Origin of the sequence: Mucilaginibacter roseus, from assembly GCF_021215455.1 — a bacterium.
Classification (GTDB): Bacteria; Bacteroidota; Bacteroidia; order Sphingobacteriales; family Sphingobacteriaceae; genus Mucilaginibacter; species Mucilaginibacter roseus.
This window is the reverse complement of the sequence record NZ_JAJPWV010000001.1, coordinates 126,104-152,712: the sequence shown is the minus strand read 5'-3', so window position 1 is coordinate 152,712 and position 26,609 is coordinate 126,104. Positions and strand designations below refer to the sequence as shown.

36 protein-coding genes, 1 tRNA gene and 1 pseudogene are annotated in these 26,609 nt (G+C 47.1%); 18 read left to right on the top strand and 20 right to left on the bottom strand.

What is annotated here, in order from left to right:
- Window positions 1–26: 26 nt before the first annotated feature.
- From LT679_RS00740 to mobC, 13 genes are all read left to right on the top strand, one after another.
- A tRNA-Ile gene (locus LT679_RS00740) sits at window positions 27–100 on the top strand.
- Window positions 101–413: 313 nt separating this feature from the next.
- Window positions 414–1,664, top strand: coding sequence for a site-specific integrase (locus LT679_RS00735; protein WP_232174985.1), 1,251 nt, complete (start codon window positions 414–416; stop codon window positions 1,662–1,664).
- Window positions 1,665–1,733: 69 nt separating this feature from the next.
- Window positions 1,734–2,099 (top strand): ORF6N domain-containing protein, encoded by a 366-nt coding sequence (locus LT679_RS00730; protein ID WP_232174984.1) that lies wholly within the window; start codon window positions 1,734–1,736, stop codon window positions 2,097–2,099.
- Between the two features lie 36 nt (window positions 2,100–2,135).
- Window positions 2,136–2,474 (top strand): type II toxin-antitoxin system RelE/ParE family toxin, encoded by a 339-nt coding sequence (locus tag LT679_RS00725; RefSeq protein ID WP_232174983.1) that lies wholly within the window; start codon window positions 2,136–2,138, stop codon window positions 2,472–2,474.
- Window positions 2,458–2,763 carry a helix-turn-helix domain-containing protein gene (locus tag LT679_RS00720; RefSeq protein ID WP_232174982.1) on the top strand — a complete coding sequence of 102 codons (306 nt, stop codon included), beginning with the start codon at window positions 2,458–2,460 and terminating at the stop codon, window positions 2,761–2,763. Before LT679_RS00725 ends, LT679_RS00720 begins: the two co-directional genes overlap by 17 nt.
- 133 nt (window positions 2,764–2,896) lie before the next feature.
- Complete coding sequence (locus LT679_RS00715; RefSeq protein WP_232174981.1) at window positions 2,897–3,151, top strand: hypothetical protein; 255 nt, start codon at window positions 2,897–2,899, stop codon at window positions 3,149–3,151.
- A 321-nt stretch (window positions 3,152–3,472) separates the two neighbouring features.
- Window positions 3,473–3,760: a helix-turn-helix domain-containing protein gene (locus LT679_RS00710; RefSeq protein ID WP_232174980.1), complete on the top strand. Its 288-nt coding sequence runs from the start codon at window positions 3,473–3,475 to the stop codon at window positions 3,758–3,760.
- A 51-nt stretch (window positions 3,761–3,811) separates the two neighbouring features.
- Window positions 3,812–4,129 carry a hypothetical protein gene (locus LT679_RS00705; RefSeq protein ID WP_232174979.1) on the top strand — a complete coding sequence of 106 codons (318 nt, stop codon included), beginning with the start codon at window positions 3,812–3,814 and terminating at the stop codon, window positions 4,127–4,129.
- A gap of 20 nt (window positions 4,130–4,149) precedes the next feature.
- A complete protein-coding gene (locus LT679_RS00700; RefSeq protein WP_232174978.1) occupies window positions 4,150–4,758 on the top strand; it encodes a ParA family protein in 609 nt (202 codons plus the stop codon).
- Window positions 4,759–4,906: 148 nt separating this feature from the next.
- Window positions 4,907–5,185: a hypothetical protein gene (locus tag LT679_RS00695; RefSeq protein WP_232174977.1), complete on the top strand. Its 279-nt coding sequence runs from the start codon at window positions 4,907–4,909 to the stop codon at window positions 5,183–5,185.
- Between the two features lie 145 nt (window positions 5,186–5,330).
- Entirely contained in the window at window positions 5,331–5,738 is a 408-nt protein-coding gene (locus LT679_RS00690; protein WP_232176043.1) for a plasmid mobilization protein, read from the top strand.
- Window positions 5,705–6,919, top strand: a complete 1,215-nt coding sequence (locus LT679_RS00685; RefSeq protein ID WP_232174976.1) for a relaxase/mobilization nuclease domain-containing protein — start codon at window positions 5,705–5,707, stop codon at window positions 6,917–6,919. The genes LT679_RS00690 and LT679_RS00685 overlap by 34 nt, the downstream gene beginning before the upstream one ends.
- A gap of 4 nt (window positions 6,920–6,923) precedes the next feature.
- Window positions 6,924–8,822, top strand: a complete 1,899-nt coding sequence (mobC, locus tag LT679_RS00680) for a conjugal transfer protein MobC (RefSeq protein WP_232174975.1) — start codon at window positions 6,924–6,926, stop codon at window positions 8,820–8,822.
- A 102-nt stretch (window positions 8,823–8,924) separates the two neighbouring features.
- Here the strand turns inward: mobC and LT679_RS00675 are convergent, their stop codons facing one another.
- From LT679_RS00675 to LT679_RS00645, 7 genes are all read right to left on the bottom strand, one after another.
- On the bottom strand, window positions 8,925–9,161 hold the full coding sequence (locus LT679_RS00675) for a hypothetical protein (protein ID WP_232174974.1): 237 nt from the start codon (window positions 9,159–9,161) through the stop codon (window positions 8,925–8,927).
- A gap of 1 nt (window position 9,162) precedes the next feature.
- Window positions 9,163–10,260 carry a S1/P1 nuclease gene (locus LT679_RS00670; protein WP_232174973.1) on the bottom strand — a complete coding sequence of 366 codons (1,098 nt, stop codon included), beginning with the start codon at window positions 10,258–10,260 and terminating at the stop codon, window positions 9,163–9,165.
- A gap of 91 nt (window positions 10,261–10,351) precedes the next feature.
- Window positions 10,352–10,573 (bottom strand): hypothetical protein, encoded by a 222-nt coding sequence (locus LT679_RS00665; protein ID WP_232174972.1) that lies wholly within the window; start codon window positions 10,571–10,573, stop codon window positions 10,352–10,354.
- A 13-nt stretch (window positions 10,574–10,586) separates the two neighbouring features.
- Entirely contained in the window at window positions 10,587–11,444 is an 858-nt protein-coding gene (locus tag LT679_RS00660; RefSeq protein WP_232174971.1) for an HD domain-containing protein, read from the bottom strand.
- A 2-nt stretch (window positions 11,445–11,446) separates the two neighbouring features.
- Window positions 11,447–12,055 (bottom strand): alpha-ketoglutarate-dependent dioxygenase AlkB family protein, encoded by a 609-nt coding sequence (locus LT679_RS00655; protein ID WP_232174970.1) that lies wholly within the window; start codon window positions 12,053–12,055, stop codon window positions 11,447–11,449.
- Window positions 12,056–12,058: 3 nt separating this feature from the next.
- The gene (locus tag LT679_RS00650) at window positions 12,059–12,553 is read right to left on the bottom strand and encodes a helix-hairpin-helix domain-containing protein (RefSeq protein ID WP_232174969.1); all 495 of its coding nucleotides are present in this window, start codon (window positions 12,551–12,553) and stop codon (window positions 12,059–12,061) included.
- The gene (locus tag LT679_RS00645; RefSeq protein WP_232174968.1) at window positions 12,537–12,872 is read right to left on the bottom strand and encodes a hypothetical protein; all 336 of its coding nucleotides are present in this window, start codon (window positions 12,870–12,872) and stop codon (window positions 12,537–12,539) included. The genes LT679_RS00650 and LT679_RS00645 overlap by 17 nt, the downstream gene beginning before the upstream one ends.
- A 67-nt stretch (window positions 12,873–12,939) precedes the next feature.
- On the opposite strand from LT679_RS00645, the gene LT679_RS00640 reads away from it, so the two are divergent.
- The 5 genes from LT679_RS00640 (at window position 12,940) to LT679_RS00620 (ending at window position 16,369) form a co-directional block, all read left to right on the top strand.
- Complete coding sequence (locus tag LT679_RS00640; protein ID WP_232174967.1) at window positions 12,940–13,554, top strand: LexA family protein; 615 nt, start codon at window positions 12,940–12,942, stop codon at window positions 13,552–13,554.
- Window positions 13,538–14,791 (top strand): Y-family DNA polymerase, encoded by a 1,254-nt coding sequence (locus LT679_RS00635; protein WP_232174966.1) that lies wholly within the window; start codon window positions 13,538–13,540, stop codon window positions 14,789–14,791. Before LT679_RS00640 ends, LT679_RS00635 begins: the two co-directional genes overlap by 17 nt.
- Complete coding sequence (locus LT679_RS00630; protein ID WP_232174965.1) at window positions 14,788–15,222, top strand: hypothetical protein; 435 nt, start codon at window positions 14,788–14,790, stop codon at window positions 15,220–15,222. Before LT679_RS00635 ends, LT679_RS00630 begins: the two co-directional genes overlap by 4 nt.
- A 66-nt stretch (window positions 15,223–15,288) precedes the next feature.
- Window positions 15,289–15,891, top strand: coding sequence for an SOS response-associated peptidase (locus LT679_RS00625; protein ID WP_232174964.1), 603 nt, complete (start codon window positions 15,289–15,291; stop codon window positions 15,889–15,891).
- 79 nt (window positions 15,892–15,970) lie between these two features.
- Complete coding sequence (locus LT679_RS00620; RefSeq protein ID WP_232174963.1) at window positions 15,971–16,369, top strand: DUF5655 domain-containing protein; 399 nt, start codon at window positions 15,971–15,973, stop codon at window positions 16,367–16,369.
- A 41-nt stretch (window positions 16,370–16,410) separates the two neighbouring features.
- Here the strand turns inward: LT679_RS00620 and LT679_RS00615 are convergent, their stop codons facing one another.
- From LT679_RS00615 to LT679_RS00555, 13 genes and pseudogenes are all read right to left on the bottom strand, one after another.
- The gene (locus tag LT679_RS00615; RefSeq protein ID WP_232174962.1) at window positions 16,411–17,286 is read right to left on the bottom strand and encodes a hypothetical protein; all 876 of its coding nucleotides are present in this window, start codon (window positions 17,284–17,286) and stop codon (window positions 16,411–16,413) included.
- A pseudogene (locus LT679_RS00610) lies at window positions 17,240–17,562 on the bottom strand (DUF2200 domain-containing protein). The gene LT679_RS00615 and the pseudogene LT679_RS00610 overlap by 47 nt, the downstream one beginning before the upstream one ends.
- 147 nt (window positions 17,563–17,709) lie before the next feature.
- Complete coding sequence (locus LT679_RS00605) at window positions 17,710–18,468, bottom strand: hypothetical protein (RefSeq protein ID WP_232174961.1); 759 nt, start codon at window positions 18,466–18,468, stop codon at window positions 17,710–17,712.
- Window positions 18,469–18,482: 14 nt separating this feature from the next.
- Window positions 18,483–19,508 (bottom strand): conjugative transposon protein TraM, encoded by a 1,026-nt coding sequence (traM, locus tag LT679_RS00600; protein WP_232174960.1) that lies wholly within the window; start codon window positions 19,506–19,508, stop codon window positions 18,483–18,485.
- A gap of 1 nt (window position 19,509) precedes the next feature.
- A complete protein-coding gene (locus LT679_RS00595) occupies window positions 19,510–19,737 on the bottom strand; it encodes a hypothetical protein (protein WP_232174959.1) in 228 nt (75 codons plus the stop codon).
- Window positions 19,734–20,354 (bottom strand): conjugative transposon protein TraK, encoded by a 621-nt coding sequence (gene traK, locus LT679_RS00590; RefSeq protein WP_232174958.1) that lies wholly within the window; start codon window positions 20,352–20,354, stop codon window positions 19,734–19,736. Before traK ends, LT679_RS00595 begins: the two co-directional genes overlap by 4 nt.
- 4 nt (window positions 20,355–20,358) lie before the next feature.
- The gene (gene traJ / locus LT679_RS00585) at window positions 20,359–21,564 is read right to left on the bottom strand and encodes a conjugative transposon protein TraJ (RefSeq protein WP_232174957.1); all 1,206 of its coding nucleotides are present in this window, start codon (window positions 21,562–21,564) and stop codon (window positions 20,359–20,361) included.
- An 11-nt stretch (window positions 21,565–21,575) separates the two neighbouring features.
- Entirely contained in the window at window positions 21,576–22,220 is a 645-nt protein-coding gene (locus tag LT679_RS00580; protein ID WP_232174956.1) for a TerB family tellurite resistance protein, read from the bottom strand.
- Window positions 22,207–22,890: a hypothetical protein gene (locus LT679_RS00575; RefSeq protein ID WP_232174955.1), complete on the bottom strand. Its 684-nt coding sequence runs from the start codon at window positions 22,888–22,890 to the stop codon at window positions 22,207–22,209. The genes LT679_RS00580 and LT679_RS00575 overlap by 14 nt, the downstream gene beginning before the upstream one ends.
- Complete coding sequence (locus tag LT679_RS00570) at window positions 22,877–23,545, bottom strand: conjugal transfer protein TraI (RefSeq protein ID WP_232174954.1); 669 nt, start codon at window positions 23,543–23,545, stop codon at window positions 22,877–22,879. The genes LT679_RS00575 and LT679_RS00570 overlap by 14 nt, the downstream gene beginning before the upstream one ends.
- Window positions 23,545–23,856: a hypothetical protein gene (locus LT679_RS00565; RefSeq protein ID WP_232174953.1), complete on the bottom strand. Its 312-nt coding sequence runs from the start codon at window positions 23,854–23,856 to the stop codon at window positions 23,545–23,547. Before LT679_RS00565 ends, LT679_RS00570 begins: the two co-directional genes overlap by 1 nt.
- On the bottom strand, window positions 23,853–26,312 hold the full coding sequence (locus tag LT679_RS00560; protein WP_232174952.1) for a TraG family conjugative transposon ATPase: 2,460 nt from the start codon (window positions 26,310–26,312) through the stop codon (window positions 23,853–23,855). The genes LT679_RS00565 and LT679_RS00560 overlap by 4 nt, the downstream gene beginning before the upstream one ends.
- Complete coding sequence (locus LT679_RS00555; RefSeq protein ID WP_232174951.1) at window positions 26,299–26,604, bottom strand: DUF4133 domain-containing protein; 306 nt, start codon at window positions 26,602–26,604, stop codon at window positions 26,299–26,301. Before LT679_RS00555 ends, LT679_RS00560 begins: the two co-directional genes overlap by 14 nt.
- Window positions 26,605–26,609: the final 5 nt, after the last annotated feature.

Sequence of the window (26,609 nt, the reverse complement as noted above, 5' to 3'; positions counted from 1 at the left end):
GCGCCTCGAAAAACAACTGAAAATTTGCGCCTATAGCTCAGTCGGTTAGAGTAGAAGACTCATAATCTTTTGGTCCCTGGTTCGAGCCCAGGTGGGCGCACAAAACACGATTTTTATCAATCGTTAAACCCTCTAAATCGCTGATTTAGAGGGTTTTTTATTTTATTCCAATCCTTTTCAATCCTTACGAATGCACACTTTTGGACACCAATCCGGCCCCCAGAAATTAGTTTTTACTTTTGGGGCCAAGAATGATGTAAGTGATTGTATTGTAAATAGTTACGGCCTTAAGCAAGGATCGTAATGAATCCAGATAGACTGGAAATATAGTTTCACTTTTGCCATTCCTGGCCCCTGAAAATGACGATTTCGGGATGTAATTAATCATTTATTCATTTAAAAACTGTAAAAAGATGAAAACATCACAGTCATTTGGTGTGCATTTCACCATCAAAAAAGAAAGGTCGAAGGATGGTGTAACGAACGTTTACGCAGCCATTACGGTCAACAAGGAACGCGTTCGTTTTGCTTTGAAACACTATGTAAAGGTCGAGCATTGGGATGCTGGTCGCGGCGGTCTTAGGATTAAAGTCCCCGAAGCCAAAGAGACCAACGCTTATCTGGAGCAGGTCAAATTCACCATCACTACCTATTATCAACAGCTACAGATCGCAGGCAAGGAAGTAACCCCGCAATTATTGAAGGCCATGTTCTTGGGAGAAGAAACAGAACAGACCTATTCGCTCAGCAAACTAATGGACTACCATTACGAGACCGCCTCTGCCGCCCTCACCTGGAGTACACTCAAGCACTATGCGGTAACGCGCCGCTACCTGGAAAAATTCCTGAAAGAAAAGCGCAATACAACCGATATTAGGATCAATGATATCGACTATAAATTCATCATTGACTTTGAGACCTATCTCCGGAACCATAAGCCCAAAGACCATCAAAGACCGATGAATAACAATGGCGTGATGAAACACCTGATCCGCCTGCGTAAAATGACCACCCTCGCGCTGAAATTGACCTGGATATCCCGTGACCCATTCAAAAACTATAAGTTCAGATACAAAAAAGTGGAAACCGCCTTTCTTAATCAGAAAGAACTTGATTCGATTCAAGGGAAGGATTTTGCCATTGACCGGCTGAATATCGTTCGTGACCTCTTCGTTTTCAGTTGTTATACCGGGCTCTCTTATGTGGATCTGATGAACCTGAAAGAAAGCAATATCACAGCAGGTGAAGATGGCGCGCAGTGGATCAAGCTATTTCGCCAGAAAAGTAACGAGCCGACCAATATTCCCATACTTCCTGTCGCGCAGCGCATTTTGGAACGTTACCGAAAGTCAGACCGCGCCGAAATCGCAGGTACCCTCTTCCCCAATCTGTCTAATCAAAAGGTGAATAGTTACCTGAAAGAGATCGGCTTTATGAATGGGATAAAGAAGGTTCTCACCTTTGGTGTTGCGCGTCACACATTCGCCACCACGGTCACGCTGTCTAACAATGTGCCTATTGAAACGGTGAGTAAGATGATGGGACACACCAAGATCGCTACCACCCAGATCTATGCCAGGGTGCTACTAAAAAAGATCAGCGATGACATGGGGCAACTCAAAAAGATCATTGAGAAAAATCAGACAAGCAATGAAGAAGACTAAAAAGGCAACCGTTGCATTTTCTGCAACAGTTGCTTAAACCTGACTATTCAAATTATAAGAAATCTTAATATGTCAACACCATCAAAGCTTATAGAACTATTGACCGGTAAGGTATTCAAGGTTCGTAACCAAACGGTAGTATTTGATTTCGATGCTGCCGCATTATATGAAGTAAACATATCGGTTCTGCACAAAGCGGTTACCAAACACTCGAAACGTTTCCCACCCGATTTTATGTTTTGGCTCACCCCGGAAGAGTGGATAGACATTGCTGAGCAAATTTCGCCTGGCTTGTCCTCAACGAAGCCGCTGCCGCCTTTAGCATTCACCAACAGCGGGCTGTTCATGCTGTCTGGTGTATTAAAAGGACCACGTGCGGCCCGGATCAGCGTCCTGATCATCGAACAGCTTTTTTCTTATCAAAATATTATATAACAAGTTGCCCAATTGGGCAACTTTAATTAAATTTGTATGAATAAAGTAAGAGAAATAGTTTTTTTTGAACATTACTTTCTGGATTTTTATAAAGGTCTGAGGCAACCTGTGAGGAAAAAGATCGACTGGATACTTCTATTAATACAGACGCATCTGCGGGTACCGGAAAAATATCTTAAACACCTTAGCGGAACGGATGGCCTGTACGAAATCAGAATTCAAGCAGGAAATGATATATTCCGGATATTTTGCTTTTTCGACAGTGGAAGGCTGATTGTGTTAATGAACGGTTTTCAAAAGAAGACAATGAAGACGCCAGTGACTGAAATTGAAAAAGCTGAAAGAATAAAAAAACAATATGAAAACGCAAGATAAGAATGTAACTACATTTGACGAACATTTGGATCGCGAATATGGCGTGCGTGGAACACCCGAACGCGAGCAATTTGAAAAAGAAGCCGAGGCATTTATACTCGGTGCCATGCTGAAAGAGGCCAGACTTTCCAGAGGATTGACTCAGGAACAACTTGCAGAAAAATGCGGTACTACGAAAGCGTATATCTCTAAGGTCGAGAATAACTTAAAGGACGTGCGCTTGTCTACGCTTCAAAACATTATTGAGAAAGGCTTGAACGGTCACTTACGATTATCCGTCCAATTGTAGTCCAGTTATGCAATGCCTTACAAAAAGTTCACATATTGTGAACTTTTTGTGTTTTTGAGCGATCGTTAAAGCAAGTAGCCTGAAATATAAAGTCATCAAGGAGAAAGAACAATACGACCGCTATTGTAAAAGGTTGGAAGAACTCTTAGATTCAGCTATCGATGGTTCTTTGCAGGATAAGTTCCACCTGCTGAACTTGTTAATCGAAACTTATGACGAGGCGCATAATTTATTTGAAGAGTTGGGCCCTATCTCTCTGTTGGGGTCCTTTACGTCTGAACATCATTTAAAGGCGCAAAACTTAGTCGATCTGTTAGGTGTAAGTAAAGGCGATGTTTCCGATATTTCAAAATATATAAAAGAACTGTTGAAGGAAGTCATCCGGTAATTAGCCTAGCACTTTAAAGTCTGGCAGGAGGCATTTAACGTTCCCTATCCATTGAATCAAAAATAACATCAGGAGCACTTTGAACTCTAAGTGCCATTAAGCTAATATTATAGCAAACTACCTTTATAGCATAACAGCTTTAAAATCACAATCGGTGATTCGATTTTTTGTTTTCGATTCATTTTAGTCTATCCCGTTCCTTTTCTACCTAAAAATGACGCCACCCTTTCCGAAGTTGTCATTTTCTGATTTTTCTGCTTCCGAATTTTGAAGTCCTTAAAATTCAAAGTTATGGACAAAGCAACTGAACAGAGATCAAGAATGGGGATGGTTCCGACGCGGAACCAGATATTAACCCTGGGTGACCTGGAGGATTTCAAAAATGAAATACTTCAGGAAGTTAAACGCATCGTGAAAGAATGCGTTAACGGCGCGCCTGGTAAAAAGTGGCTCAAATCTGCCGAAGTTAAAAAGTTGTTGGGCATCTCTCACGGCTTTTTGCAATCATTAAGAGATAACGGGGTTCTCCCTTTTACCAAGATCGGAGGCTCTATCTACTATGATTACGACGACATCACTTTTATGATGTCCGCCAACAAAAGCGCCTGATGTTTAACCGGCCGGGCCTTCCTGCCAGTGTCCGGCCACTATTTTATTGTTATGTTACTCCCAACACCCAAACGTAAAGCAAGGCGGGTGCGTGCTGAGCGCAGGAAACCCGACCAGATTTCGCAAAAAGGATTCGGCACGGAGATGCCGCCTCAAAAGATATTGGTAGAAATCTATTTTGACCAGAAAGGGCTTGCCGCGCAAGCGAGTGTATTTTACAGCTTCTACAAAAAAGCCAACTGGAGTAGTTCCAAAGGTACACCCTACCGTAACTGGAAGTTGTTAGCCGGAGAATGGATCTTCAATTATGAGCAGGAACAAAAACTCAGAAAACGGCAGCGGGAAAATGCGCTGCTATCATCCTTGTAAACCATAAAAGTGTAAAAATCATGGGAAAGATCATCACCATTGCGCATCAGAAAGGTGGCGTAGGCAAAAGTACCTTAGCGATCAACCTGGCTTTATTTTTCCGGGACCAGTTATCAGTAGCCCTCGTCGATACTGACCTACAGGGCAGCCTTTATCACATTCGCGAAGATTTTCCGGATATGGTAATCATCGGGGCGGACAAACTTGAAGATATCCAAAAGCTATCGTATGACCTGATCATCGTAGATACGCCGCCATATCTTTCCAACCGCTTACCGGAATTGTTCCGCTATTCAGATTTTATCCTGGTTCCGACCAAAGCCGGTTTTTTCGATGTGATGGCCATTCGCTCGACCCTGGCATTGATCAGGGAGGCTCAGAAGCTATCGCCCCACGTGAAAGCGGGTATCGTATTCAACATGGTCAAACCGCGATCCGGCATTACCCGCGAAGTCGCTGAATTGCTGCAAAGCATGGGTATGCCGTTGCTGAATACCAGGGTGCATGACCGGGTAAGCATTGCGCGCTCGTCGATGACCGCAGGTATCCTTAATAGTACCGACAGCCGGGCAAAAGAAGAGATCATGGCATTAACGGAAGAGGTCGTCGAACGTATCAGTTCAGATTAGCATCATAGCTTTTTATTGTAATAGTTAGCTAGCATGATCGCATGATATCATAGCAACGTAGTAAAATAGCATCATAGCCATTACCTGATAGCTAAGTAGCATAATAGCAGATGCTGTGAATTTGATCGTAAACTATACGGATAGTAAAATGGAAAATTATAAAAACAAACTCGGGAACCTCGCCGACAAATTGAAGAAAGAACAGCCAAAGACACCTATCCAGGAAGTACTGCCGGTAAAAGCGGAAACGGCCCCACGCGAGCCCGAAGTTCAGTTCAACAACAGGATACCCAAGGGCCTTTTAAAGCGGCTCAAAACTTATGGACTGGAGTGCGATGAATCCCTTAAGGATATCAATATCCAGGCACTTGAGCTTTATCTCAGCCATAAGGCAAAGCTGACTGATACAACAAAGAATGCCGGTTAAAACATGGATAGCAGGATCAGACCGCCCGCTTCGCGGCAGTCAGCAAGATGTACAATTGTGTCACAATTGAATCTTGCCCCGGCTCCCGGGGGAAACTGCTAAAAGGACAAAATCCTCCGAAGTCGGACTTTTAAAGGTAAATATCATGACCAAAACAGATAAACGGACCCGATGGAAAAACCTCCGCTTTCAACCGGAGGAGTACCAGTTATTGGAAGGCCGCTTTAGGAAGACTCCCTTTCGCAAACTAAGTGAATACATGCGCAGTGTCCTGCTGGAAAAACCGGTAACCGTCTTTTACCGGGACAAAGCGATGGACGATGTGCTGGAAGAAATGATCCTGCTCCGGCAGGAACTCAATGCCATCGGCACTAACCTGAACCAGGCTATGCGCAGCATCAACAGCGCCCATGGCCATGCTGAAACACGGCTTTGGATGAATTTGATGAGCTTGATCAATAGCAAACTGGAGCCTGCCATCAACCAGATCAAAGACCGGATGAACCAATATGCAGATATATGGTCGCAAAAATTAAGAGCGGCAAAAGCCTGATCGGCGCGCTCAATTATAATGAGAACAAAGTGAAACAAGGAAAAGCCAGCTTAATTGCAGCCGTCAAATACCCGAAGGACAAAGATGCCCTGTCTTTTAATGACAAGCTCTTTAGGCTAACCGATCTAGCCGCAATGAACCAACGGGCTAAGACCAATGCGGTGCATATCTCCCTGAATTTCCCCACTGGCGAAAATTTGGCGGATGAAAAATTAGAGGAGATTGTAAAGGATTACTTGCAAGGTGTCGGGTTTGAAACACAACCCTGTTTGGTCTACCGGCACGAAGATGCCGGCCATCCACATTGCCATATCGTAACCACTAACATTAAACGTGATGGCGGACGCATCAATCTCCATTATCTTGGTCAGAACGAGTCGGAGAAAACACGCAAAGCCATCGAGGTCAAATACGGGTTGCTTAAAGCCGATGAACAGCCTAAGCAAAAGCCAAACCTGAAAGCGGACATAGCCGCTGCCGACTATGGTAAAGCAGAGAGTAAAAGGGCCATGACCAATATTCTCGGCTATGTGCTGAGGGCCTACAAATTTACCAGCGTTCCCGAATTAAATGCCGTGCTTGGAATATTTAACATGGCAGCCGACCGGGGCCCCCAAGATTCCCGCATGTATGCGCATGGAGGATTGGTCTACTGGATACTGGATAATCGAGGCAATAAGGTCGGCGTACCGATCAAAGCCAGCACGATTTATGGTAAACCCACGCTCACAGCATTGGAAGAAAAATTCAAGTTGAATGAGCAATTGCGTAAGCCATTCAAAGAGGGCCTCATTAAAATATTACAGGAAGTCTTAAGATCACCACAGACTAGGTACGGGTTTCAAAAAGCCTTGCGAGAAAAAGATATCCATTGCATACTTCGCCAAAACCGTGAAGGCCGGATCTACGGCCTTACCTTGATCGATCAGAAAAACAAAGTGGTGTTCAATGGCAGTGACCTGGATAAAGCCTATAGTGCCAATGCCATCAATGACCGGCTGTTACCCGATCCGATCGGACCGCTTAGGGCCCAACAGGATCTGACCATATCCACAGATCTAAATTTTGGCCAAACACCGGCAGGTGATGACTTAAGGGATATTCTATTTGCACCGGAACGAGAAGAACTGGCTGCGCTCAACAAATTCAAGAAGAAAAAACGTAAAGGACTTAATCTATAACGTTATGCAAACCGGAGAAAATGAACAAGCACTTCGCAAAATCATTGATTTTACCAGGCTGCTGAGCATCGCTATATTGATCATTCATTTTTATTTGCGCTGTTATCATACATTTTACAAATTAAAATTAACGCATGAAGTCGTTGATCATATCCTACTGCCGCTGTCCAAAACAACGGCTTTTAACACGATGCTTTTCGCCAAATTGAGCGCATTGCTTTTATTAGTGGTATCGCTCATGGGCAGTAAGGGTAAGCGTGATGAGAAGATCAGGGCAAAAACGATTGTCACTTACTGTGTAACCGGCCTCCTCATCTATTTTTTCAGTAGCTACCTGATCAGTTGGCCCTGGCTATATATGGGTGCCACATCATTCGGTTACCTCTTGTTTATGACGGGCGGGGGGTTGTTGTTCCGGATGCTTAAACTCAGACTGGGTGGCGATATCTTCAATAAGGAAAACGAGACTTTTCCGCAGGAAGAGCGGCTATTGGAAAACGAGTATTCGATTAACCTTCCCGCCAAATATCAGTTAAAAGGGAAAGAGCGTGACAGCTGGATCAATATCATCAACCCTTTCAGAGGCACCCTGATCGGCGGTAGTCCAGGTGCCGGTAAATCTTATTTTATAATACGACACATCATTACCCAGCATATCCGGAAAGGTTTCGCCATGCTTATTTACGATTTTAAATACGATGACCTTTCCCGTATCGCCTACAACGCCCTCCGGCAATACGGCGGTCGGTCTTTTTACGTGATTAATTTTGAAAAGATCATGCACCGCAGTAATCCGCTGGAGCCTGAAACTATGCTGGATATCACCGATGCGATGGAGGCAGCACGAACTGTTATGCTGGGTTTAAACCGCGAATGGATCAAAAAGCAGGGCGACTTCTTTGTCGAATCACCGATCAACTTCGTTACCGCGCTGATCTGGTTCCTAAAAAAATACAAGGCAGGAAAATATTGTACTTTGCCGCACGTCATTGAATTATCGTTAGTAGATTATAAAGAACTGTTTGCCGTATTGAGCAGCGAACCTGAAATAGAAGTTTTGATCAATCCATTTATATCCGCCTGGCGAAACGAGGCTTATGAACAACTGGAAGGACAGATTGCCAGTGCCAAAATAAGCCTGGCGCGTTTGTCTTCACCCCAACTATATTATGTACTCAGCGGAAATGATTTTTCATTGGACATCAATAATCCGGATGAACCCAAAGTTGTTTGCCTGGCGAATAATCCGCAAAAATCACAGGTTTACGGAGCAGTTTTATCCCTGTATGTTAACCGAATCAATAAACTGGTCAACCGCAAGAACCAACAGAAATGCAGCCTGATCTTTGATGAATTCCCCACTATATACTTCAACGGCATCGACAACCTGATTGCAACTGCCCGTTCTAATAAAGTTGCAGTAACGCTGGCTGTGCAGGACTACAGCCAGTTAAAAAAGGATTATGGACGTGAACAGGCCGAAGTAATTATGAATATTGTCGGTAATATAGTTTGCGGACAGGTTACCGGTGATACCGCCAAGCAACTATCTGAACGCTTCGGGAAGATTAACCAGCAAAAGGAAAGCGTGTCGATCAACAGTAGTGATACTTCGGTCAGTCGCTCCACACAGTTGGATTATGCAATACCGGGATCGAAAATTGCCGCTTTATCGTCGGGAGAATTTGTGGGCATGGTCGCTGATGATCCAGGGAACAAGATCAGCTTGAAAACTTTTCATTGTGAAATACAGAATGATCATGATGCCATTCAGCAGGAAACCGCAGGTTACAGTGAGATTCCTTTTCCCTCGGCTGTCACCTCTTCCCAGGTTATACTAAATTATCAGCGGATCAAAGAGGATGTTAAGATACTCGTCGACGATATTGTAGATTCCCTTTAACTATATGAAGGTTTGTTAGCGGCGAAATCAGCCTCTGACCCTGGCCGGGCTGGTCATAGAATTTGCAGCCCTGCTTTCTTAACAATAATAGGCAGACCTTGATCAGACGCTCAATTGACTCAGTTTTTCAGCTATGGCTTTCAGCAAACTTATCTCAACGTCAGTGCTTGATCCCTGGCTAAGCACCCGATAGTTACTTTCCTCATCCGGTTCAAAAGTATAAGTCATTTCGTCAATTAAAACGGCAATGCGGTGGGTATAACCCCACCGCTCAAAACGTGATTTAAATTCATGTTGAGTCCCCTGATAATTTACTGCTAAAATAAATGGCTCATTCATATCATAATTTGATCTTGGCCGGATCAGTAATAATGATCTCCGGTTTGCCTTTATAATCGATCACTTCACCCTCGACGGTAATGGTTTTATTTCCTAACTGGTTTCCAAGTTCTTTTGCTTTCCCTTTAAGCGCAACTGTTAGCAACTGGTTGGGGTAAGCAGCCCCCAGATTCACCAATGTCATACTCCCGATATCCCGGCTGCTGAACACCTTACCGCTAACCGTTACTGTTTTACCAATGCTGTTTTTTACCTCTTCCAGTTTAACGGCAGCAGGTGCTGCTGCAACAGTTGGCTGAGCAACGGCGGGTAAGGCCGCTTTGATCTTTTGCCCGGCAAGCAACCGGTTCAGTTCTCCGGCGAGGCGAATCCCCGCCTGGTCTATGCGTTTGTGAATTACAGGTATGTATTTCTGGTAATAAATATCATCGATATCCTGTCCCGGTTTAGCGCTGGCATATAATTCCGTAGTGATCTGGTAGCTTTCCCACAGCCACTCGATCGGGCTATCGCTTTGCCACTTTTTGATGTCGGCAGGTGTCGCCGTATCATAAGTCTTCACGATATCTTCTTGGCTCAGGCCTTCCTTATCGATCAACTTACTATCCCAGAGGCTGTGGAGGTTGGTGCCTTTATTGTCAAAGCGAAGCTGAATAGTATTACCGCCTTTATCCTCTTTACGGCTGACATGCATCGGCTGATGCGCATCACCGACCAGATGGATCAGGTATTTGATCGCCTCGTTCTTCGCCTCAGTAGAGGCATTCGCATCTTTTAAAGTGGCCTCTGTTTTAAGAATGGCCGTGTAAATATTATTGTCGCTTTCCTGCACGGCTTTAACAAATGCATCACGGGAAAGCCCCAATGGCAGGTTGATGTAATGCCATGAGGCAGTTTTCGGGTCGCGGTTCTCGTCTGCCCAGGTACTTACCGCTTCCATTGGCTCGCCTTTCAGATAAGCAGATGCCACATAGGCTACATTGGTATTCAGGTGATTCTGTGCGATCGTAGCGACCGCACGATGCCCTTTAAACCCCCAGGAGATCAGGCCCAGTGCTGCAAAAGCAAGGCCTGCACTTAAAATTGTTCGTTTTTTCATAAAATAAATATGGCCGCAAGATCGCAAACCCTGATGAATTCATCATAAAGTTTGCATGAAGGACTTGCAGCGTCTTGGTAATAAATTCTGTTTATAAATAAGGCGCCAATTGTTCGACCTTTGAAAAAGACCGGAGCCGTTTTACCTGGTTCGCTCCCTGGTCGTAATAGACCTCGACGTAAAAGGCACCCAGGCTGTAACACTGCACCCAGGATTCGTCTTCCCGCCGGTCACCCAGAAAGGTGCCTTTCCAAACCGCTTCGTACTGCTCGGCCTCGCTCATGCGCAAGAAATCATATAACGTGATCACCATGGCAAGATAGCAATTACGGACATACTGCAGGGCGCAATTCCCTGCGCTTGATGCGTTCTGCGGCACCTTTGACCGCAAACTGTTCAAATCCATGAAGTTGAGTTATCCCATCCAATTCTTCACCAAAGCCAAATGTGCGAAGTTTGGCAATGACGGCAAGGTCATCCAGTTGAAGGTCCACAGGTTTCAATAAACCATCAGAGATCGCTCTTTTCAGCATCTCCGCCATGCGCTGGTTGGCAAACAGGTATTCCGGCTTTTTAAAATATTCCTCGTTCAGCCTTTTAAATTGCATACTGATCCAGCGTGCGGCGGCTTCACTGGTCAAAACCATACGGCCGCCTTCGACGGCAAGTTCGGATACAAAGTGGCTGATGTCAGCTAAGCTGATCATTCCTGCATGATACAGGTCGCGCAGCGTGTAATCCACACGGTCGGCACATAGATCAGGCAGTGGCTGCTCCAGTAAAGTATACCGGTCGAAATACTGCAAAGCCTGGTCATAACCATGCTTTGCCAAAATAAGCGGGATCCCGGACCTGCCGATCACTTCCTCGAAGATCTGCTCATGGTAATCTTCGCCGGTGTGGCCGAACACCTGGTCACCAACATGAGAAAAAGCGGTATGGGAAACATCGTGTAATAAAGCAGCGATCTGCTCACCAATGCTGCCGCCGAAGTGCCGGACCAGCCAGCATACCCCCAAGGAATGCTCATAGCGGGTATGTTGCTGTGAAGGATCTACCAAAAAGATCGCCCCGCCCTGGTGAACAGCTTTAAGCCGCTGCATCGGCGCTGACAGGATCAGTTCTTCCAATACGCCGCTTACTTCCCAATTTCCATATATCACATCTTCCAGTATCAGCATCATATTTACTTTACGACCCTGAAGGTCAGGTTAACTCTTGGCCCCATCGGTCTCATGGATTTTGCGATCCGGTGCTCCCAGTTCTCCTGAAGGCCCGCTTTCATTAACAGGAACGAACCATGTTCCAGTCTGACCGAGTAATGCTCTTTGTGATCTGCTTTATTGCGGATATCAAAGCTGCGCACCTGGCCGAAGGAAACAGAAGCGATGACCGGGTTCCGGCCCAGGATCTCTTCTTTATCGCTGTGCCAGGCTACCGAGTCATTACCATCACGGTAATAATTCAACAACACACTATTGAACTCCACCCCCGAAAGCGGTTCGACCATTCGCTTGATCATCAGCAGTTCCGGTGTCCAGGTCAAAGGATACGTCTTCCTCAGGGATTGGTAGTCATAGGCCTGCGGATCTCCGTACCAGGCAGTCAGGCGCGGCGTGACCACTTCTTTGGTGTACATCATGCGTACCTGCTGTTTCCAGGGTGTCTCTGCGATGAACTTCTCCAAAAGCTGCTGCCCGGTGGAAGGGTCGATCAGCTTGGGGAAATATTCCAGGTATTCCCTGGGCAGTCCTTTGCTTTGCCCGGCTTCTGCAAACAATGCCAGTTGTTCCATTGCTTAGACTTTCATGAACGCACTTGCCTTCGGGTATTTATCCGTCTCGTACCAGGCTACTAGCGGGCGATCTGCCGGGAAGCCGAACTCTGCGCGGTAAGCTTTACGCTCTTTCGTGAAATCCCACCAGCGTTTGTTTTCATCCCGGTGTTCAATGTAGTGAACCAACAGGCGGTAAGAATCTTCCACACAAGGGTCCGCCCAGCAACCGCTGTGCTTCTCATAAGCATCAAATAATTCAACCGCGCTCCGACCTTTCAATTGATCGAGTGTGTAGTATCCCTGGGCGATCAGTTCCTTGGCAAAACCAACTCCAAGTGAGGGGATGCTTTGAAATTCAGCCAGTGCAGCCAACTCCCTGGTCCGCCCGGCTGAAGCGTTCACCATCGCCGCGATCTCATCCGGTGCATAGTCCTGTAATGCTTTCAGGCTTACTTTTCGTTCTTTCAACAGCTGTTTCTCAGCAGCGGTCAGTTCAAAATTAATGCTCTTTTTCATATAGACTTCTGATCAGGTTATCCATTTCCTTGCAGTGCCCGCTGATAGCCCCGGCGATCTCTTCCTGCTCCTCCACATTGAGTGCAGTTCCGTCATAGATCCAGTTCCCATCGCTATCAAACAGGATGCGTCCGATAGGCTGTTCCTGCAACGGATCATAAAGATGATAGCCGTCACCCCGGTCAGGAAATATGCGTACCCACCTTTCCATACTGGTCCTGGCCGTTTCCGGTTTTTCCTCAAACAACTTGCTTTTCATTGAAGCAAATGTGAGTAAAAAATCACGAATGGCATAAAGATTTACTAAAAATATTAGCATTGTAAATTGTAATTAATAATTTTGACGTCTCTCATTTGGATAAGATGAAACAACGCGCAGATATTATTTGACTGGAAAAATACCGCGTGGAGCCATAAATTTTTGGAGTTATGCGCACCAGGATGAGCGTGCTCCGGCAGCGGTATTGGTGGGTGTAAAGAGGAAGTTTGAACAGGATGGTTGCATCAATAAAGGCCCAGGGTTAAACTTAAATAAGATAGAAACGGAACAGGAAAAAATAACAACAATGCTGAGGATCAAGAGACAGGCGACAAAAAGAGATGTGCTGGGGTTTCGGCTGCCCATGCTGACGCATGAAGAGCCGACCCTGGATGTAACGGATATCATTGTGATCGATCCGGATAACACCTATTACATGCGGATGGGCAGTGAGGCCATGACTGCTTATCATATCCTGGAAGACCATATCCTGATCATTGACCGTTCCTTAGCACCGGTTGCCGGTTGCATCGTCGTGTTTTTTCACGAAGGAGATTTTTACGTACGTGAATATTGCCCGGAAAAAAACATGTTGGTTTTAAAGGCAAATACAAAAGCGGAAAGCATCGTTATTGAAGACGGTATAAAGTGGGAATGCTGGGGTGTGGTTATGCTCACCTTGAACCCCTTACTCCAGCCGGCGCAAAAGACAGGGAGGTACGGCCGTGTTTGCGCATGTTGATATCAATAACTGCTACGTCAGCTGCGAGACACTGTTCAACCCGTCTTTACGCGGTAAAGTGGTTGTTGTGCTTTCGAATAATGATGGCTGCGTCATTGCCCGGAGTAACGAGGCCAAATCCATCGGGCTTAAAATGGGTGACGCGGAATTCCTGGTACGAAAGACCCTGAAAGATCATGATGCAGTGATCTTCAGCAGTAATTATGCACTGTACGCCGACATGAGCGCCCGGATGATGAATAACCTGGCGCGGTATACTTATATGCTGATGGTCTACAGCATCGATGAAGCATTTTTAGCGCTTGGAAATATCCAGCGTATCGATCTTGAACAACACGTGGCCACGATCAGCCGGAATGTGATGAGAGACACCGGCCTCTCGATCACAGTAGGCGTCGGCCCTACCATGGCGCTGGCCAAACTGGCGAATAAAGCATCCAAGAAAATGGGCCGTAACTTCCTGGTACTGGATACAGAAACCAAGATCGATGAGGTGGTCAGAACATTCCCAATCGAGGATGTCTGGGGCGTGGGAAGGCAGTATTATGAAAAGTTAACGGAACTGGGTGTGACCACCGCGGAAGATTTCCGGCAGCTGAACGCCGACTTGGTGCGTCAGCACATGACCGTGCAGGGCTGGCGGCTGCACCAGGAATTGTGGGGAGTTCCCTGCAATGTGATCAAAGATGTGGCCGAACGCTCCAAGGGCATCGAATCCAGTCAAAGTTTCAATACCTACCAAACCGAACTCAGCCAAATCGAGGAAGCCATAGCGATGCACGCGGGCACGGTCGCGGTGAAGTTACGGCAACAAAAAAGTATGGCCATGACGCTGACCGTTTACCTGCGGACGAATAAACATAATGTCAGCCATGACCAGCATTACCCGAGCATCACCGTGAAGGTTCCGTTCGCTACCAATAGTACCCAGGGATTGACCAAGATCTGCCTACAAGCTTTACGGGCAATTTATCAGCCGGGCTACAATTACCTGAAGACGGGCGTTAGAGCTACCGGTATCATTCCGGCAGGTGAAGTGCAGTATAACCTGTTCAGTAATTATGACAACAGCAAGCAACAGGCGCTCAGCGGCCTGATGGACGATATCAATGCCCGTTATGGCCGGGGGGCACTGCGGGTCGCTGCTGAAGGTTATACCAAGACCTGGAAAATGAAACAGGAATTTCTGAGTAAACAATATACCACGAACTGGAAGGATATCGTCGTCGCCAAATGAGTTACTACGCAGGGCAATTTTATGAGGAACTGAAAAAAGAACTGATGGCCTGGGTTTGGAACAACAGCAAACTCCTGCATAAGATCACGCAGTATGATCTGCAATACCTTTTTGAGTTCCATCCTAACAGGGGCTTGTCTATTGATCTCAGGCGGTTCGAGCCGGAGTATTATAAAGAAGTTTTCTATCCGCCCGAAGCCAAAAAAGTAAATATCCATGAGTTTGTAAGAAAAGTTTGTATCGTACTGGCGGCGGGCCTCAAACGTTCCGGCAGAACCGATCTGACCGTTACGATCACCGTTCGGCATATGGTCTCCGAGGTAAGCCACTGGAAAACTTTCTTTATTGATGAGCGGTTCGATCGAAAGAGTCTGCGTTCACTGTCCGTCAAGGAAAACGACTGGTATTATGTTTATAAAAAGTCTGTCTGAGTTATTTAGAACGCAAATTTATTAATTACTAAAATATTTAGTAATTTTGTTCGTTATTTTTTGACTATGTGTGGAAGAGTATTCGTTGGTGAACAAAAAGATATACTGATCACCGGCCGGGACGGCCGACAGTTCAAACCCAAACCGAATGGTACAGGTAATCCGGGCTCGATGTTACCGGTCGTGACGGATGCCATGCCGGATAAGGTGCAGCAGTTCCGCTGGGGCCTGTTAACCCCGGAGGATGACAAGATCCATAATAAGCACAAACATGCCCGGATCGAAAACCTACCAACCATTTGGCGCCGTCACCTGGGCAGGAAACATTGCGTGATCCGCATTCAGGCATTTTTTGAATACAATAAAGAGCAGGAAAAACTTTACCGGATCGAGCGGGCATACGGAAAACCGTTCTATATTGCAGGGCTTTGGGATATATGGATGGATGTAGAGACCAACGTCCTACTGCCAACCTTTCTCATGATCACTATGGCGCCAAATCGTATTATGGCTGAGGTCCATGACCGGATGCCGGCGATATTGGAACGCGGAGACATTAAGACCTGGCTAAACCAGGGTCTTACTGGCACCGAGCGCCTGGCATTGCTGCAAAGTAAACCTTGTTTGTCGGAAACACTGAAGATCAGTGTCGAAAAGGCGAGATCGTGATGTCATCAGGGTCTTTAGATCATAGGGAATCTACTATGCTGTCTGATAAACAAGTCGTCCGTCTGAGGGTTTCATCATTATGAGTTGGACTTGTCCGAAATGCGATCGTGAACTGCCCTGGGCGGACTACCGGCATTATTGCGCCCGGGTCAGCCTGGATAGTTTGTTTGAAGGACGCCCGGCGGAGTTGGTGCTTGTCTTTGACAAGATACTGGCTGAGGTGGCTGACTGGCCAAATGTTTTGATCGGCGTGACGCCCAATTGCATTGTTTTTACCCGGCGGATGGGGTTCCTGATCATCCGACCCATGAAAAAGGAACTGGACCTTAAATTTTATTCAAAGGTGCCGCATTCCGAAAAACCGGTCACAAAAAGCGTAGCTGCCGGTAAAAAATTTGCAAATCATATCCGGGTCTCACATCTGGATGATATCCGGCCGGGTTTGTTTGTTTATATCCGGGAATCTTACGAGTTATGATAAAGTTGAAGTGATCAGGCAAACTTGCTGTTTGCCTGATTTCAAAAAACTGTTTTGATCACTTTGTCTGTGCCGTTGATCAGGTCGGCGATTTCTGACAGTTCCGGCTCCCGTTTTTTATTTTGAATACAAATTTGATTGAGCTCAGCAAGTAAGCTGATGTGACGGTAACCCGGAAAATCGATCACTTCATTTTTTTTAAGCAATTCGTTAAGGTCTGTAATGGTTTTTCGCGTGATCTTCAACTGGCGACGTTCACAGATCTGTTCCAGGTGTTTTTCCAGCACTATTCCCGCGACCACACCAGCTGCACGAAGTAATTTATTTTTAGCCAGTAGAGTGGCCTTGTCCAATTCCGCATCCAGCAAACCGGCTTGAATTTCCCGTCGAATATCAAGTAGTGAACTGTCTATCGTATTCAAGACCGCCCCGATAATATTATATTGCTGTTCAAACGCAGGGATCGCGGCATCAGGTCCGGCAACCACTTTTTTATCAAAGCCGGCGGTCACGACCGTGTCGCTCAAATAATCTTCGATAACATAATTTTCTCTGGTGATCTCTTGTCGGCCTTTTGGTTTTTCATACAGGCGGACAAAGTCGTTATGCCGAAGCGGCAATAATATCCTGATCAATGACACAGCTTCGCTGTACCAGGGTTGATAAGCAGATTTGAACACCGGCAGCCCTTTCTTAAATTCCTGATAATCCTTTTTCAGGACGTTCGTAAAATGTTGCTCCATCTGTTCCGGGAACTGTTCGTCCCTTATGGCATTGAGTAAATTTACACCCTGGGTATGGAGGCGTTTCACATCTGCCTTAACTTGATCAAGATCATTCTTCATAGCAACGGCAAAAATAATAAAAGCTTCAACGACGAAGTATTTTTTCCATCTTTCTGCCTTTTGCGAATTCATCCACCAGTTTATCGAGATAGCGGACCTTTTGCGTCAATGGATCAGTGATCTCTTCCACACGGTACCACAGATCAAGCCGGTGATCTGGCTTGTATGAGGATGAAGTGAAGCCCTGTGAAAGAAAATTTTAAAATTCACTTTTTCCGCGATGAGCGAATGGAGTTGCCCGTTATCAAAGCCTGTTAACCATGATATGACCTCATCCAACTCTGCTTTAGTTCGTCCTTTTTTCTCCACTTTATTCAGATAATGAGGATATACTGAGGCATAGTTCATTTCCGCGATACGCTCATCATGTGTTTTCATGAAGCTAATTTAAACAGGAAAATAAAAGTCCCCAAACACTCGCTGCCGGGGACTTTCAACCTAAACCTTATCACAATTGACCGGCGGGTTGCCGGTCGATATGCTGGCAATATAAAATTATACTTTCATTTTAGCACCCTTGCGCTGCTTTTTTTCCGGCGCATCCTCCGCAGTCTGCGCATGTTTCTGATCCTTTTTTACGTCGTTTTTGAACTCAGCCTTTTTGTATTGTTCCAGTTGCTGCGCTTCACCTTTCCAGTTGGTCAGGTTAACCCGGTGTTCGGCAGGATTGGCTTCCAGGTAAAGTTTTACTTCTTTGCCGTCTTTGATCGCGGTCACCTGGTGACGGTTCCCCTTTTCGAGGGATTTAAGCAGTTTCTCACGGGCTCCCTCTTCATTGATCCCGACAATATCCATCTTATCGATAGCACGCTCCGGTCTATAATTCCAGCCCTCTGTAAAAGGCCGCAATTTGTAATTGCCGTTTTCTGTTTTGTTCTCCTTATCGATGATCACCCAGGCATTGTACTTTTCACCTTCGAGGTTCTCCAACTGTTTGTGCACGGCCCGGCCTTCCATCAGGTTATAGGCTTCCTTGGCGGTGATACCGCTGCCTTTGTTGATGTAGAAGGTTTGCTGCATCTCTTTATCACGTAAAGAGGCATCGTACTTATTAAAAAAGTACATCTCGTTATTATCACCCGCTTTATAGTGAAGGACATAATCGACGCTTTGCTTATTGTATTCCTGTTCGGCGGCCAGTGTAAATTCTTTCTTGCCCGCCTTGATGTTCTTTTCCAGTCCGTCGTTCAGTTTCTCACCAAACCCGAGGTTCAGTAATTGCTTTTGCAGATAATTCAGATTTTCTGTGTTCATGATACTTGATTTAATTAACGATTGATCTTCAAAAGGACGGGGAATCCATCCTGTAATTTAACTTTTATCTTTTTCAGCTTTTTACTGAAAAGTCCTTTAGCCGCGTTGACGCCACCGGCCGCCGCCTGTGCACCAAGGCTTTGATCCATGCTAAGGAATTGCATATTTTGAATGGCATCTTCAGCACCGCTACTTGCCGCACCGGACAATTCCGCCTCAGGTGCCGGAATGCCGGGCATGCCATCCAAACTGAATACCACGAGACTGACGGGTATGATCTGTTTATCTAACCTGATATTCTGTATGGTCAGCAGCAGCCGCTGGTTAACGATCTGGCAGGAGCCGAAAAGTTCCTGGCCCTTTGGCAGTAATTGATTTTTGATCGTGGCTGTATCGCTGAGTTTCAGTTTGACAGATGCACCGTCCGCCACCTTTTGTTTGCCATCGATCAAGGCTGGGACCGCACGAAACGGCTTGGCCGGCTCGGCGACGGGTGCTTTGGTTTCGACAGATGAAGGATTCTGGATCGCCTGTATCTTATCCAGCATGCTGTTCAGTTGCTGCATTTCCGGATCAGGCGCAGTATGGCTGCTGCCAGCATCGCGCATCATTTTCCTGAGTTGCTCCACCTGTTGTGGTTCAGCACCGGTATAACTGTCTGACGGTTGACGGGCTTCCTCAGGCTGACTGATTTGTTTATTCAATTGCGCGAGCTTCAACTGGATTCTTTGAGCCTGGTCATCAGATGTCAGGGTAGAATCAGTTCGCTGCCGCCCTGCCTGGTCAAGTCCCATTGATCTTAAAAAGGCCGGACTTACCCCGTCCTGTGTAGAGTCATGCTGTGCCGCCTGGTACAGGGCCATTTTGTCCGTTTGTGCTTTGTCTTTGAATTGTGCCTCAGGTAGTTCCGTATCTAACCCTTTGTTATTACTGATCATCTGCTTACCGGCTTTGCCGCCACCCAGCGCCCAAAAGGCCATTGTCAAGAACGGAAGTACCAGTAAGGGCAACACCAGTAAAAATTTTCGTTGCTTTTCCATATTAGTGTGTTTTATCGTTTAATGAATCTGTGTATGCAGGTCCCGATGGCTTGCCGATATGCTGTGGGGTGCTGATCGTATAAATTTTGGCATCAAAACGGATCAACCGGATACTCAGCCAAAGCAAACCCAGGAACACGATGCAGAAGCCGAGGAAGAAATAGACCTGCCTTTCACCATGCAGGTCATTATACCAGCGGCTAAACCTGTTGATCATCTCCTGTATCATGGTTGATTATTGATAAGGGTGTCCCGGTTAGCCAGTGTCTCCCAATGCTCGATCAGGAAACCGTGCGGATTGTTGTCCGAACGGCCGACATTCCGGAGGTAACCTTGTGTAACCAGCAGTTTGTTGATGGTCGATGTTGACCGGATCAGCTTTTCGGTGGCATAACATTTAAAGTAATATGGGTAATGGTCCATGTTGAGTTGAATACTGTCGACGGCCAGGATCTGACTGATGTTACCGGAGATCAGGTTGTTATAATAGCTCTTTTCTTTCAGGCCATTATACTGGTTGCGGGCGCTTTCGTCTGCGAGGTACAACGCTTTGCTGATATTCCCCTGGATCACCTTTTCATCCGGATCAAGCGTAAAAAAATAATGATGGAACATTTTGATGTGGTCACGGGCTTCCACCGGTATATTTTCTTTTCGGTCCGAGGCTACAGCCTCCAGTACCTTTCCATTGGCCAGCACATAGATCTGTGCGGAAGCTTTCTGGTAAGCGCTGAACGAAAACCAGATCGCCGCCACGGAAATGATCGCACTGGTCAGGATCACCAGGGCTACGATCCGTTTGTTCTGCTGAAAAGCGGTTTCAATATTTCTGAGGTGTGTGAACATGATCTTATTTTTTAGGGTTTCCGTTTAATTTTTCTGCCTGGACATCGTTCGACCCCGCCGGGCGGTAACCTTCGGCGATATATCCGGGAGCATGGATGATATTTTTGGCACCTTCAGCCATTCGCTCGCCCACCACTGCACCTGTATGGGAGGCAGCCGATTGAACCGAACTCACGCTCATCGCAGTGAGATTCGTGACCTTGTTTAGCAGGCCGTTACCGCCGCCGGGGTTAATGATGAACCCCGCAACTGCCGGCACAGTAAAATAGCCTATGATTCCGATCAGTAAGAAAATAAGATAAGCCGTATCCGTAGCGCTGAAGAAGGTGTCGCCGGCCTGGTTGACCTGGTCAATATCCAGTTTCAGCATATTCTCCTGTACCTTACCGATGATGCTGCCGAAGATATTAGCCACCGGCAGCCATAAAAATACATTCAGGTATTTGGCCAGCCAGGTGGTCAGCGTATGCTGGAAACCGTCATAGACGGAAAGGCCGAATACCAATGGCCCTAGGATCGCCAGCACCACGAGATAAAAGGTGCGGATCGTATTGATACAAAGGGCTGCAGCTTCATAGACCACCTGCAGGATCTCAGACATCCATTGCTTGACGCTGTTGCGGAATTTGTAGCTGGCTTTGTCCATCGCGAATTTTACATCGTTGCCAAGGCTACTAAGGTATTTGTCGTTCCTGGCTTCAGGGTCATCAGGATGGGTATACTTATACCATTTATCCCGGTCACCTTCACCATTTTCTCCGATATACGCTTGCCATGTATCCGTTTTTTTGATGGCCGCCTCTTTTTGGGCAAGCAGTTTGACGATCGCCGCATCTGAGTTGCTCACCATACTACCCGTGGCCGTGACAACCGGGTTCATGATCCCATTGATTACCGCGATGACCGTTGGAAACAAAAGAACAGCCATGCCGATGGCGAAGGGCCGCAATAAAGGAAAAAAGTCGACCGGTTCGGCATTGGCCAGGTGGCGCCAAACCCGGGCGGCGATATACCAGAGCGCACCGAAACCGGCTATACCTCGGGCCACACCGATCAGTTGGCTGCACATGGGCAGCATATCGGTATAAACGTTTTCCAGAACACCTTGCAGGTCATGTATATCTTCCGACAGGCCGTCTGCCCTGGAAAACAAGGGAAATAAGATCCCCGTCAGCGCCAGCAGGGCGCTTAACAACAACTTCTTTTTCATACGAATCGATTTTAGTTTATGCGATAAAGTCGTTTTAACACCTGGGTATCATGAAGATCCTTGCTTCGCTGCAAACTCAGCATAACCGCCTGACGGTTAAAAAAGCGCAGGAACTGTAACTGGTCATTACTGCCGGTATAAATGCGGTCTATCGCCCGCAGCCGGTCATCATCCGACATGCGTAACTTTCCCGCGGTCGTTACACTGGCCAGGTCATCGATATTCGTATTGCTTTGCCTGACCACTTGCTTGTACACCGTGCTGATATAGGTCAGTTCAGCCTGTGTGAAACTGCCGCTTTGCCGGAAAAGACTGGTGTAAAGCCGGTATTCGCGGAGAATGTCGTTTTGCTGGCTGATGATCTGGCCGACCCTCGGGTTATTCCGGACGATGGGATTAACCGCCATCAAGCCGGTGAGGTAGATATGATGCAGGTTGAAGTTACCTTTCGACAGGCCGGATATGGTGCCATAACCTTGCTGGTAGATCTGGTAGCCCTTTTTCATATCGGACAGGATGGCCTTGAATTGCGTCAGCTTTTCAATGTTCAGTAACAGTTGCTGAAGTTCTGTACTTTGTGCACGGGTTTGTGCTACGGAAAGCAGTAAGGCTATCATAAAAACCCCGCCGCGTTGTATCTTTTTAATGACTTGCATACAAATGGGTTAAAGTGTTTATTTCCCTGATTTCCTGCTGCTTGCTGCGGGCGTAGATCTGCAACTGTGATCTGAAGCCTGCAATGAAGCGGTAGTTGTTCTCCATGTTCCGGTGAAGCCGGGCGATCTGCCGGATGCGTTCTTCATCGCTCATGGTCGTTTTTTCGTCAGCGAGGATGATTTGCAGATCATATAGTTGCGCATCACAGTCACTAAGCAGGGCACTGCTCACCTTGCTGACATATTTCATCTCGTTGTTGGTAAGCCCACCCTGGTCTTTCAGTTGTTTTACCTGCTTAAGAATATCCTGTTGCCACCTAAGGATCGCATTGACCTGTGGATCATTTTTAACCGGGATGCTGACCGAACTCAGGTAGCGGTAATAACCGCTGTGTAAACCGAATTCGTCACCGACATAGCCGCCGATCGATCCCAGGCCGCCTTTGGCAATGCGGTACCCTTTTTGAAGATAACCGCTGTAAACCTGCAAGGCAGCGATCTGTTGGAGCAGGTATTTCTTCTGCGTTTTCTTCTGGCTGAACCATTCCGCGAAGGTTTGGGCCTGGGCAAAGGGAATCATCGCCACTGTGGCCAGTGTAAAGGCGAGCAAGGCCTTCGCTCTTCTGCGAAGAACGGAGGCTTGTTTGAATAGTTGTTCAACGGATGCCATAATAGTTTTTTATTGTTTGCACTTCCTTCAGATCCTTGCCGCGCTGCAGGCTCAGGATCATGTTTTGATTATTATACTGTTTCAGGTCTGCAAAGGTCTCCTCAAGCCGGTCACCGGCCATATTGATGGCTTCCAGTCTTTGCTGATCCGTCATCTGTGTTTTGCCGGGATTCACGACCAACATGATCTGTTCAAGATTTTTGGCACTTGCTTCCAGAATGCCGAGATACACGCGCTGCATTTCCACGAGCTCATCAGCGTGGAAATGTTTATCGGACTGAAACAGCCGCCAGGCCCTTTGATATTCACCGACCATGGCCACTTGCTTCATCGTCAGGTCTTTGATACGCCGGTAATAGGCAATGGTCGATTTCACCCGCCATAATTCCCGGTAATACTGGTCATAAAGCGACCGCTGCTTTTCAGACCAGCCGGTAATCTCGTTTAACCTGAAACGGGAAAGTTCATTTTCTATGGTTTTCTGCGCATTCTGCAGCCAGATCGTTTGGTTCTGCATGCGCTGCACCTTCAGGTCGATGGCCTTGATTACTCTTTTAACCACCAGTTTGAGCGCCTCTGCAACCGGTATCTGTGCATGTAACCGGCTGCTATAGCCGCTAACAATCAAAATAATAACTACTATTAACCTTTTCATCACTTGATCTTTTTATATTGGATACGGCCAATCGTAATTTGATTTTTACCTAATTCGATAATCGGAGCATCAGGAGAATTTAATCTCCAGTTTTTGACGCTGAATTCTTTGTTCTTCAATTGCCCGTCTATTAGCCTTTTGTAACCAACCCGATTGATAATAATGTCGCCTTTTAACTCGATTGTATCCTCAGCCACTGAATAGTGACTTTTTAATGTAGCTACATAAATACCCTCATGGCTTTCGCCTTTGCAGCCCGCAAGTATTGCTGCTGCCAGTAATGCAATGCATTTGATCATTATTTTTTTCATACGACATGGTTTTGAGCTTGTTTTTCTTCCCGGACAATGACCGCAATGGCCTTGCGGATATCCCCGTATTTCTTTTTGTAAGCTTTGACTTTGGCCTTTTCAGCGGATTCGGTCGTATAGGTCCAGTATTCTTCCCGGCTGACCTCGGTCCGGTAAACCCGGGATAGCTGGCCGTTCAAACTGATGAACACCTCTTTATACCTGTAGCGTTCGTCATTCGCGCGGTTCATACTCATGATGAGCGCGGTCTCTTTATCCGTGATCCCCAGGAGTTGCTGGATCTTGGGGAAGTCGTTCTGGTATTTGCGCTGGTCCAGCAGGATCTTGCAATCACTGTTGTTGATAATGGCCTGCTTGATGACCGGCGAACTGATAATGTCTTCAATGTCCTGCGTAACCACCAGTGCTTCGCCAAAATACTTTCTCACCGTTTTGAACAGGTACTTGATGTATTCTGCCATGCCTTCCCTCGCGATGGCTTTCCAGGCTTCCTCGATCAGGATCATCTTGCGCGTTTCCTTAGGGAGTTTGCGCATTTTGGACACAAAGGTTTCCATGATGATCAGCGTGACCACCGGGAACAGGATCGGGTGGTCTTTGATGTTATCCAGTTCAAAAACGATGAAGCGGCGTTGCAGCAGGTCAAGGTTCTCGGTAGCATTCAGCAGGTAGTCGTACTCGCCTCCTTTGTAATACGGTCTTAACACGAACAGCAGGTTGTCGATATCGAAGTGCTGATCCTTGACCCTGCTTTGCTTCATCGTTTCATAGAATGGTCCTTTCAGGAACTCATAAAAGGTATCAAAGCAGGCAAATTCAGGTTCACTCCCATAGTAATGAAACAGCGCATCCGATATCGCGATATATTCGGAGCGTTGGACCCCTTCATCTTCCTTTTTCCACAGCGCCAGGATCATGGCTTTGATGCTTTCGCGCTTCTCCGTGTCCAGGGTATCACCTTCACCCACGTAGAATGGATTGAAACTGATCGGGCTGTCTTCCGAATAAGTAAAATAATAGCCGTCCACGAATTCGCAAAGCCCTTCATAGCTGTGGCCGACATCCACCAGCACGATATGGGCACCCTGTTCGTAATAGCTGCGCAGCAGATGGTTCGTGAAGAACGATTTGCCGCTGCCTGACGGGCCTAAAATGAACTTGTTCCGGTTGGTCGTGATCCCGTTCTTCATCGGCTCGTCGCTCAGGTCAACCTGTAAAGGCTTGCCGGACAAACGGTCACCCAGGCGGATGCCGCAGGGCGAAAGACTGCTCCTGTAATTCGTTTCGAGGTTGAAAAAGCAGGCGGCCTGCTCCACGAACGTGTCAAAGGTGTCGTTCATCGGGAAGTTCCCGCTGTTGCCGGGCAGGCCGGCCCACCAGATCTGGGGGGCGCCATCCGTTTCCTGTTTGGGCTGGGCATCCAGTTGGGCCAGTGCCGAACTCACTTTATTCTTGATATTCTTTAATTGCCCGGGGTCATCGGTCCACGCTAAAATGTTGAAATGTGCCTTAACCGGAAGCCGTTGCTGGCTGATCGCTTCGTGCAGGAACTCCTGGGTGGCATCGCGGCCGATCGCGTTCTCGCGGGAGTATGCCGACAAGGATTGCAGGCGCAGCTTTTTGGCTTCCAGTTTCTTAAGCGTCCTGGCACTGTCTTCAATGAATAAATATTGGTTATAGATGTGATTACAGGACAGTAAGGCACCCACGGGGCTGGCAAAGCCGGTACTGAACCTGGTTTTATCCGTACTGTAGGGATCATAGGTGATCCTCGGCCCGCATAGCGCAGGTAAGTTTTCCGGGTCCGCCAGCGTGTACAACTGGCAGCGGTTATCACCGATGCGCAGTTCGTCCCGGAGGTGAATGTCCTTTAATTGCGGTTCATCCGCTTTATCCAGCAGGAAACAATATTGCTCCAGTATGCCGGGTGTAAGCAATGTCCCCGCAAGTTCCTCATCGCCCAGACGGCGCAGGCTAACCAGGCCGCTGTCTTCCATGATCCGCCTGAACTGACCGGCGCTGTCCTGGAAATCACGGAACATTTCCGTGTCCGTGCTTTGCGGCGGTGTGAGGCGTCTGCGCAGCAGGCTACTGCCGGCACTGCTCACCGGACGGTAATGTTCAGGCCGCTTGGTCACCATCAGGTAACAATGATGGGCAAGGTACGGCCGCTCATGGAAGAACCGCTCGCTGGCATGGCTCAAAAAGGTCTGGTCCCTGAAGTCTGCCTGGTAAGCGGCTTCCGTGAACCAGTCCTGCTTGTGGAAGATGCTGTTCCTGGGCAGCAGTTTGATCGCCTTTACCCAAGTCTGGTGAAAAGCGAGGTATTCATCATTGGATAAGGTGAATAGCTCCGGCAGCCTGATCTCCCAGGCGACGGTCAGTTCTCCCTGCATCGAGAGCAGGGTATCGTGCTCGACCTTGTAGATGGGGAATATTTGCTCAGCATTTTTCATAAAACAGCCTCCTTGATCTGAATCTTAAATAAGCGGGCAGGTATCTCCGGGCGTTCCTTTTCATCAGCCCGTGTTCCCCGTACCGGTGACTCAGTCCGAATACGTGGTAGAATAAGGCACCGGCCAGGCCGGTGATGACAAGGGTGCAAAGCCAGACCGCTGCTCCGCACAGGTAAAGCACTGCGAACAGGATGAGCAGGGCAACGAGTCCGCCGCCCAGGTAACCGATGTATTGCGCCTTAAGCCCCTTGAACTCAATCGGCCGGTTAATGCCTTTATTGATCTGGTACATGGTTT

Coding starts and splice junctions, on each gene's coding strand:
- LT679_RS00735 (WP_232174985.1), top strand. CDS start 414: ATGAAAACATCACAGTCATTTGGTGTGCATTTCACCATCAAAAAAGAA.
- LT679_RS00730 (WP_232174984.1), top strand. CDS start 1,734: ATGTCAACACCATCAAAGCTTATAGAACTATTGACCGGTAAGGTATTC.
- LT679_RS00725 (WP_232174983.1), top strand. CDS start 2,136: ATGAATAAAGTAAGAGAAATAGTTTTTTTTGAACATTACTTTCTGGAT.
- LT679_RS00720 (WP_232174982.1), top strand. CDS start 2,458: ATGAAAACGCAAGATAAGAATGTAACTACATTTGACGAACATTTGGAT.
- LT679_RS00710 (WP_232174980.1), top strand. CDS start 3,473: ATGGGGATGGTTCCGACGCGGAACCAGATATTAACCCTGGGTGACCTG.
- LT679_RS00705 (WP_232174979.1), top strand. CDS start 3,812: ATGTTACTCCCAACACCCAAACGTAAAGCAAGGCGGGTGCGTGCTGAG.
- LT679_RS00700 (WP_232174978.1), top strand. CDS start 4,150: ATGGGAAAGATCATCACCATTGCGCATCAGAAAGGTGGCGTAGGCAAA.
- LT679_RS00695 (WP_232174977.1), top strand. CDS start 4,907: ATGGAAAATTATAAAAACAAACTCGGGAACCTCGCCGACAAATTGAAG.
- LT679_RS00690 (WP_232176043.1), top strand. CDS start 5,331: ATGACCAAAACAGATAAACGGACCCGATGGAAAAACCTCCGCTTTCAA.
- LT679_RS00685 (WP_232174976.1), top strand. CDS start 5,705: ATGGTCGCAAAAATTAAGAGCGGCAAAAGCCTGATCGGCGCGCTCAAT.
- mobC (WP_232174975.1), top strand. CDS start 6,924: ATGCAAACCGGAGAAAATGAACAAGCACTTCGCAAAATCATTGATTTT.
- LT679_RS00675 (WP_232174974.1), bottom strand. CDS start 9,161: ATGAATGAGCCATTTATTTTAGCAGTAAATTATCAGGGGACTCAACAT.
- LT679_RS00670 (WP_232174973.1), bottom strand. CDS start 10,260: ATGAAAAAACGAACAATTTTAAGTGCAGGCCTTGCTTTTGCAGCACTG.
- LT679_RS00665 (WP_232174972.1), bottom strand. CDS start 10,573: ATGGTGATCACGTTATATGATTTCTTGCGCATGAGCGAGGCCGAGCAG.
- LT679_RS00660 (WP_232174971.1), bottom strand. CDS start 11,444: ATGATGCTGATACTGGAAGATGTGATATATGGAAATTGGGAAGTAAGC.
- LT679_RS00655 (WP_232174970.1), bottom strand. CDS start 12,055: ATGGAACAACTGGCATTGTTTGCAGAAGCCGGGCAAAGCAAAGGACTG.
- LT679_RS00650 (WP_232174969.1), bottom strand. CDS start 12,553: ATGAAAAAGAGCATTAATTTTGAACTGACCGCTGCTGAGAAACAGCTG.
- LT679_RS00645 (WP_232174968.1), bottom strand. CDS start 12,872: ATGCTAATATTTTTAGTAAATCTTTATGCCATTCGTGATTTTTTACTC.
- LT679_RS00630 (WP_232174965.1), top strand. CDS start 14,788: ATGAGTTACTACGCAGGGCAATTTTATGAGGAACTGAAAAAAGAACTG.
- LT679_RS00625 (WP_232174964.1), top strand. CDS start 15,289: ATGTGTGGAAGAGTATTCGTTGGTGAACAAAAAGATATACTGATCACC.
- LT679_RS00620 (WP_232174963.1), top strand. CDS start 15,971: ATGAGTTGGACTTGTCCGAAATGCGATCGTGAACTGCCCTGGGCGGAC.
- LT679_RS00615 (WP_232174962.1), bottom strand. CDS start 17,286: ATGAATTCGCAAAAGGCAGAAAGATGGAAAAAATACTTCGTCGTTGAA.
- LT679_RS00605 (WP_232174961.1), bottom strand. CDS start 18,468: ATGAACACAGAAAATCTGAATTATCTGCAAAAGCAATTACTGAACCTC.
- traM (WP_232174960.1), bottom strand. CDS start 19,508: ATGGAAAAGCAACGAAAATTTTTACTGGTGTTGCCCTTACTGGTACTT.
- LT679_RS00595 (WP_232174959.1), bottom strand. CDS start 19,737: ATGATACAGGAGATGATCAACAGGTTTAGCCGCTGGTATAATGACCTG.
- traK (WP_232174958.1), bottom strand. CDS start 20,354: ATGTTCACACACCTCAGAAATATTGAAACCGCTTTTCAGCAGAACAAA.
- traJ (WP_232174957.1), bottom strand. CDS start 21,564: ATGAAAAAGAAGTTGTTGTTAAGCGCCCTGCTGGCGCTGACGGGGATC.
- LT679_RS00580 (WP_232174956.1), bottom strand. CDS start 22,220: ATGCAAGTCATTAAAAAGATACAACGCGGCGGGGTTTTTATGATAGCC.
- LT679_RS00575 (WP_232174955.1), bottom strand. CDS start 22,890: ATGGCATCCGTTGAACAACTATTCAAACAAGCCTCCGTTCTTCGCAGA.
- LT679_RS00570 (WP_232174954.1), bottom strand. CDS start 23,545: ATGAAAAGGTTAATAGTAGTTATTATTTTGATTGTTAGCGGCTATAGC.
- LT679_RS00565 (WP_232174953.1), bottom strand. CDS start 23,856: ATGAAAAAAATAATGATCAAATGCATTGCATTACTGGCAGCAGCAATA.
- LT679_RS00560 (WP_232174952.1), bottom strand. CDS start 26,312: ATGAAAAATGCTGAGCAAATATTCCCCATCTACAAGGTCGAGCACGAT.
- LT679_RS00555 (WP_232174951.1), bottom strand. CDS start 26,604: ATGTACCAGATCAATAAAGGCATTAACCGGCCGATTGAGTTCAAGGGG.